At 65.4% G+C, this 6000-nt stretch carries 5 protein-coding genes; 4 read left to right on the top strand and 1 reads right to left on the bottom strand.

All coding sequences use genetic code 11. The annotated features are described in order from the left end of the window. The first annotated feature begins 19 nt into the window (after positions 1-19). Positions 20-307: a gamma-glutamyl-gamma-aminobutyrate hydrolase family protein gene (locus tag HGEM_RS03055; protein WP_051008432.1), complete on the top strand. Its 288-nt coding sequence runs from the start codon at positions 20-22 to the stop codon at positions 305-307. A 215-nt stretch (positions 308-522) separates the two neighbouring features. On the opposite strand, the gene HGEM_RS03050 is transcribed toward HGEM_RS03055, so the two are convergent. Beyond that, complete coding sequence (locus HGEM_RS03050) at positions 523-2346, bottom strand: DEAD/DEAH box helicase (RefSeq protein WP_019127933.1); 1824 nt, start codon at positions 2344-2346, stop codon at positions 523-525. A gap of 369 nt (positions 2347-2715) precedes the next feature. Between HGEM_RS03050 and HGEM_RS03045 the strand changes: the two genes are divergently transcribed. The 3 genes from HGEM_RS03045 to HGEM_RS03035 all read left to right on the top strand — a co-directional run bounded on the left by HGEM_RS03045 (position 2716) and on the right by HGEM_RS03035 (position 5840). Then, on the top strand, positions 2716-5082 hold the full coding sequence (locus HGEM_RS03045) for a heavy metal translocating P-type ATPase (RefSeq protein ID WP_019127932.1): 2367 nt from the start codon (positions 2716-2718) through the stop codon (positions 5080-5082). A gap of 269 nt (positions 5083-5351) precedes the next feature. After that, on the top strand, positions 5352-5567 hold the full coding sequence (locus tag HGEM_RS03040; protein ID WP_019127931.1) for a heavy-metal-associated domain-containing protein: 216 nt from the start codon (positions 5352-5354) through the stop codon (positions 5565-5567). After that, positions 5568-5840: a metal-sensing transcriptional repressor gene (locus tag HGEM_RS03035; RefSeq protein ID WP_019127930.1), complete on the top strand. Its 273-nt coding sequence runs from the start codon at positions 5568-5570 to the stop codon at positions 5838-5840. Positions 5841-6000: the final 160 nt, after the last annotated feature.

The raw sequence follows: 6000 nt of genomic DNA, 5'->3' as shown, positions 1-6000 counted from the left end.
GTCCATAACGAATATATGGATGGGCGAATTTCGCACATGGTCGAGGATCAAAGGCGAAAGCGTGTTGGGAGGTATCCTCGGCGAGAGCGAGCTCGCCGTGAATTCTCTCCACCATCAGGCGATTCGAGACCTCGGCGCGGGCTACACCGCGAGCGCCATCGCGCCCGACGGCGTAATCGAGGCCATCGAGCGCCCCGATGCCCCCTTTATGTTGGGCGTGCAATGGCACCCTGAATACTATGCGAGCAAAGAGCCCATGGCGCGCCTCTTCAACCGGTTTGTCGAAGCGTGCGCCCAAGCAAGATGATTCGCAGCGGAAACCGGCCCTAGGACCCGCAGTCCGCGGGGCAATCACGTGGCATGAGTCCACGGGGTGCAAACTTTCCTGCACCCCGTCGCTGCTTCCGGACCATCCAATCGCCGCAACCAAGGTATTCGCACATCGTCACGGTATGCAGGCCGCCCGCACTTTGTCGCGGCATCATAGACTAGCCGTTCTCCGTCGCTGCTTCCGGGCCGTCCCTACTTCCGTCGGCCGCCAAAATCGCCGGGACGGCGCGAATGGCCCGCGGGCTTACCCATGCGGCCCGAACGAGAGACGGTACCCGCCGCATGGCCACCCCTGCCGCCGCGACCCCGACGCTCATCGGGAAAATCGCTGTTACGCCAATCGTGGGAGAGCGCATCGCGCGACGAGGCGCCTCGCTGCGCGCCGCGGGCCCTGCCGCCGCGACTCTTCTTGGTCATCGCCTCGCCAGCCCCGGCGCCGCTTTGTCGGTTGGTGCGAGCGCCCCGGCCCGAACGATTCGCCCGGGCGCTGCGCGGCTCGTCATGGACGAGCTTTTCATCGTGCCCGCGCCGTTCGGAATCTGCATCGTTCGAGCGAACGCGCGCTCTACCAGGGCGTTTGGGACGGGCTGGACGCGGCGCCTTCTCGCCCGCACCCGCGGCGGGGGCGGCAACCTTTGACCTAGAGCCATCCCGCTGCACGCCCTCGCCGCTCGCATCCGAACTGCCCGGGGCAGTGCGGCCGTGCGCGCCGCGCCGAGCGGAACCGTGCGAACCCGTGCTGGAGCGCTTCTTCTTGGACGTCGACTTGCCGCGCTTCGTCTTCTTCTTGGCGCGCGAAGCCGGCACGCGACCGGGATCGATGATGGGCGGATGAGCGCCCAGCTCGAGCCCATCGGCGTCGTAGAGGTCTGCCGTCTTTCCCATGAGCGCTTCGATGTCGAAGAACTCCTCTACATCGAGCTCCGTCACGAACGTAAGCGCCCAACCAACCTCGCCGGCGCGACCGGTCCTGCCGATACGGTGGATGTAGTCGGTCGGCTCGCTCGGCACGTCAAAATTCATCACATAGCGAACGTCGGTGATGTCGATACCGCGCGCGAGCACGTCGGTCGCCACGAGCACGTCGACCTCGCCATCGCGGAACGCCTTGAGTGCGCGCTCGCGCTGCGCCTGGGTACGGTTGCCATGGATGGGCGCCGCCTTGATGCTTGCACGGGCGAGGCGCCGGCAGCAGCCGTCCGCGCGATGCTTGGTGCGCATGAACACGATCACGCGCTCCGGCCCCTCGCGCTTGAGAACGTTCGCAAGCAGGGCGTTTTTCGCTTCGGAGGATACGGGCAGCACGTACTGATCCACCGTGTCGGCAGTGCTGCGCGGCGGTGCGATCTCCACACGCGCAGGGTCGCGCACGAGGTCGGTTACCGCACCCACGGCCTTCTCGTCCAACGTGGCAGAGAAGAGCAGGGTTTGGCGATCGTCCGGCGTGGCCCCCACGATCTTGCGCATATCGGGAAGGAACCCCATGTCGAGCATGCGATCGGCCTCGTCAAGCACGAGCACCTGCACCTCGCTCAGGCTGCAGCTCCCTTCGCCAAGAAGGTCGACGAGACGCCCCGGCGTGGCCACGAGGATATCGCAACCGTTTTTGAGGGCGCTCCTCTGAGGGTTGTAGCCAACGCCTCCCACGACGGTTACCGCGATATGCCCCGTATGCTCGGCCACGCGCGCGCAAACATCTTCAATCTGCTGGGCAAGCTCGCGCGTCGGCGTCACCACGAGCATGAGCGGCCCGCGACCGCGAGCACGCCGACGGCGCTCGCCGCGCGGAGCCACATGGCCCAGGCGGCACATGGTCGGAAGCAGGAACGCCGCAGTTTTACCCGTGCCCGTCTGCGCAGCGGCAAGGAGATCGCGGCCAGCGAGCACCTCGGGAATTGCCGCTGCCTGCACCGGGGTGGGCTCGGTGTAGCCGAGGTCGTGCACGGCGGCGAGCACCTCGTCCGAAAGGCCGAGGCCATCGAAGCCGAGGAGCTCGGCTGCGTTACTTGAATCCATGTTGTATGTCCATTCTATGCGCCATGCGCGACGCCGCATGGACGACGCGGGCAGAGCGCCGAACGGGCAACGGCGCATGGGCGCGTCGGTAGCAGATGTTGTATCAATCGGGCGAATCGCAGGGCGCGTGGATGCGGTCGCGCCGTAATCTGCGATGGAGCAGGTTCGCCGCAGGCAAGTATAGGGGGCGAGACGGCCGCGCGGCGCGAAAACCAGATTGCCACATGTGAAGACCATAGCAGCATGGCGGGGCGGGCGTTGTGCCGGCAAATGAGAAAGCTATTGTCCCCTAGTGCTTGACACCCCCAGGGGGTATAGGTGTATAAAGAGTATGACATGGATAACATGCCTCAATTGAAGGGACGCCCCATGGCACATGAAGCATTTGACGTGGGAGGCATGACCTGCGCGGCATGCCAAGCCCATGTGGAAAAAGCCGTCTCAAAGCTACCAGGCGTGACGAATGTCGCCGTCAACCTGCTATCTGGCTCGATGACCGTAGATTTCGACGAGAGCGCACTCACCGACGACGACATCTGCACCGCCGTGGATCGCGCCGGCTACTCCGCTGCGCCCGTCGCGGAGGCAGCCGGCCCCGGTAGCGCAGCCGCCGGCACCTCCCCCGCCCGCGCGGCGCGCCTCGAATCCCCCACCAAGAAGCTCGAGGCCACCGCGCGCGCCATGAAGACGCGGCTCATCGTCTCGCTCGCATTCTGGATCCCGCTCTTCTACATCGGTATGGGGCACATGCTCGGCTGGCCGGTGCCCGCGGTCTTCACCGACCCCGCACACGGCATGACGCTCGCCCTCACCGAGCTCGTGCTCACCATTCCCATCGTCTTCATGAACCGCTCCTACTTCGAGAACGGCTTTAGATCATTGGCACACGGCGGCCCCACCATGGACACACTCATCGCTATCGGCGCCGCGGCGAGCATCGCTTGGTCGGTCTACGCAATGTTCCTCATGGCCGACCAGCTTGCCGCAGGCACGTCCGCGGGGCTCCACGCAGCGCATGCGACGGCGATGGACAACCTCTACTTCGAGAGTGCGGGCACGATTCTCTCGCTCGTCACGGTGGGCAAGTACCTGGAGACGCGCAGCAAGTCCAAGACCGGCGGCGCGATCGAGAAGCTCATCGACCTCGCACCCAAGACCGCCACCATCGTGGACGAGGAGGGCGGCGAGGCCACCGTGGCCGTTGAGGAGATCCAGCTCGGACAGACCATCCTCGTGCGTCCCGGCGAGGCGGTGCCCGTCGACGGCGTGGTGCTCGAGGGGTCCTCGGCGGTAGACGAGAGCGCGCTCACGGGAGAATCGATACCCGTGGAAAAGGCGCCGGGCGACACGGTGAACGCAGCGACCATCAACCGCACGGGCTCGTTCACCTTCCGAGCCACCCGCGTGGGCGCAGACACGGCTCTAGCCCGCATCATCCGGCTCGTCGAGGACGCCAACGCCACCAAAGCGCCCATCGCGCGCCTGGCCGACAAAGTCGCCGGTGTGTTCGTACCCGTGGTCCTCGGCATCGCGGCGGTTACCTTCGTCGCGTGGCTCGCCCTCACGGGCAATCCCAATGAAGCGCTTACCTCGGCCGTTGCCGTGGTGGTCATCAGCTGCCCATGCGCGCTCGGACTTGCCACGCCGCTCGCCATCATGGTGGGCACGGGCAAGGGCGCCGAGATGGGCGTGCTATTCAAGAGCGCGGAGGCGCTCGAGACGCTGCAAAAGGTCGACACCGTGGTCCTCGATAAGACGGGCACTATCACCAAGGGCGCGCCCGCGGTAACCGACATCCTGCCCGCCGAGCGCCCAGACGGCACCCCCGCCATGAGCGAGAAGGCCCTCATGAAGCTCGCCGCGGCACTCGAGAAGAAAAGTGAGCACCCCCTCGCCGAGGCCATCATGGCGCGCGCGGACGAGATGGGCATCGCGGCGCGCACGGTCGAGGACTTCACCGCGCTTCCCGGGCGCGGCGTGACGGCGCGTGAAGGGGCGAGCATCGTCGCAGCCGGCAACGCCGCCCTTATGGAGGAGCTGGGTATCGAGGTGCCGACGGAACAGCTCGAACAGTTCGCGCGAGCCGGAAAGACGCCGCTCTTCTTCGCCCGCAACGGGCGGCTCGCGGGGACCATCGCCGTCGCCGACGAGGTCAAACCCACAAGTGCCGCTGCCGTCCGCGCGCTCGAGAGCCTCGGCATCAAGACGGTCATGCTCACCGGCGACAACGCCCTCACGGCAGGCGCCATCGCGCGCAGCGTGGGCGTCTTAGATGTGGTGGCCGACGTCATGCCCGCCGACAAGGAACGTCATGTGCGCGCCCTGCAAGACGAGGGGCGCAGCGTGGCCATGGTGGGAGATGGCATCAACGACTCCCCCGCACTCGCCCGCGCCGACGTGGGCCTCGCGATTGGAACGGGAGCGGACATTGCCAAGGAGGGCGCCGACGTGGTGCTCATGAGGAGCGATCTCATGGATGTGGCGCGGGCGATCGAGCTCTCGCGCGCGGTGATCCGCAACATCAAACAGGACCTCTTCTGGGCGCTCTTCTACAATGCCTGCGGCATCCCGCTTGCGGCGGGCGTGTTCTTCCCGCTGCTGGGCTGGCAGCTCTCGCCCATGTTCGGCGCGGCAGCCATGAGCCTCTCGAGCCTCTGCGTCTGCGCGAACGCGCTTCGCCTACGCAGGTTCAAGCCGAGCGCGACCGACCGCATCGCGCCAATCGCGAGACACTAGGCAGCGCCGCTGCACGGATTGCCGTCTCGAACGGGAGCTGGCGACTCGTGCGGGAGAAGCCCGTCGCCCGAGAAGCCTCTTCTGGGTACCTTCGTTTCACTTTTGGGAATATCTTTTTTCGAGAGGGACGATATCGGCCAGATAGAGAAGCGTTTTCCCAGGTCGCCGATACGCGGTCTGCTCGTATCAGCGCCGTGCCCAAAACGAAGTTCCCAAAAGTGGAACGAACTATTCATCGTCGTGTCGTACTGAAAAGAAAGGACGTTACCATGCAGTACATCATCAAGACCGAAGGCCTTCACTGCGGCCACTGCGACGCAAGCGTCGAGACCGAGCTCATGAAGGTCGCGGGCGTCACCGACGCCGATGCAGACCACGAGACGAACACTGTGCAGGTCGAGACTGAGGGCGAGGTAGCGGCCGAGGCGCTCGCCGGTGCCGTTGTCGCGGCGGGGTTCAAGGCTCTTTCCGTCGAGGCCGCCTAGATGCAGGCCGACCGCGACAAAACCCTCCGCCTGCTCAAAACCGCGCGCGGGCAAATCGACGGCATCATGCGCATGGTCGAGCAAGACCGCTATTGCATCGACATCTCGACCCAGCTCATGGCCACCGAGTCGCTGCTCGCACGCGTGAACGCCGATGTTCTCAAGTCTCATATCGAGCACTGCGTGCGCACGGCAGCAGAAAGCGGCACGCCCGAGGAAAAGGAAGAGAAACTCGAAGAGATCGCGCGCATCATCGATAAGCTCAATCGGTAGCCGAGAGACGGCAGCGCGAGGGGTGCCCTGGAGAGTGCCCCTCTCGGGGGCGAGCGCGCGGCAAGACGCCACGCTCAGAGGCTGGCGCATGACAGGTTTCCCCGGACGGCAGGCCCGCAGTAGAAGGCATCGCCTTTTTATTAAGATTTGGTTCATCTGC

The organism is Enorma massiliensis phI (assembly GCF_000311845.1).
GTDB classification, from domain to species: Bacteria; Actinomycetota; Coriobacteriia; order Coriobacteriales; family Coriobacteriaceae; genus Enorma; species Enorma massiliensis.
The sequence above is the reverse complement of the archived record's forward strand: the minus strand, read 5'-3'. Positions and strand labels throughout refer to the sequence as shown.

Bases quoted from the DNA above. Each gene is read 5' to 3' on its own strand.
- HGEM_RS03045 (WP_019127932.1), top strand. From the start codon at position 2,716: ATGGCACATGAAGCATTTGACGTGGGAGGCATGACCTGCGCGGCATGC.
- HGEM_RS03050 (WP_019127933.1), bottom strand. From the start codon at position 2,346: ATGGATTCAAGTAACGCAGCCGAGCTCCTCGGCTTCGATGGCCTCGGC.
- HGEM_RS03040 (WP_019127931.1), top strand. From the start codon at position 5,352: ATGCAGTACATCATCAAGACCGAAGGCCTTCACTGCGGCCACTGCGAC.
- HGEM_RS03055 (WP_051008432.1), top strand. From the start codon at position 20: ATGGGCGAATTTCGCACATGGTCGAGGATCAAAGGCGAAAGCGTGTTG.
- HGEM_RS03035 (WP_019127930.1), top strand. From the start codon at position 5,568: ATGCAGGCCGACCGCGACAAAACCCTCCGCCTGCTCAAAACCGCGCGC.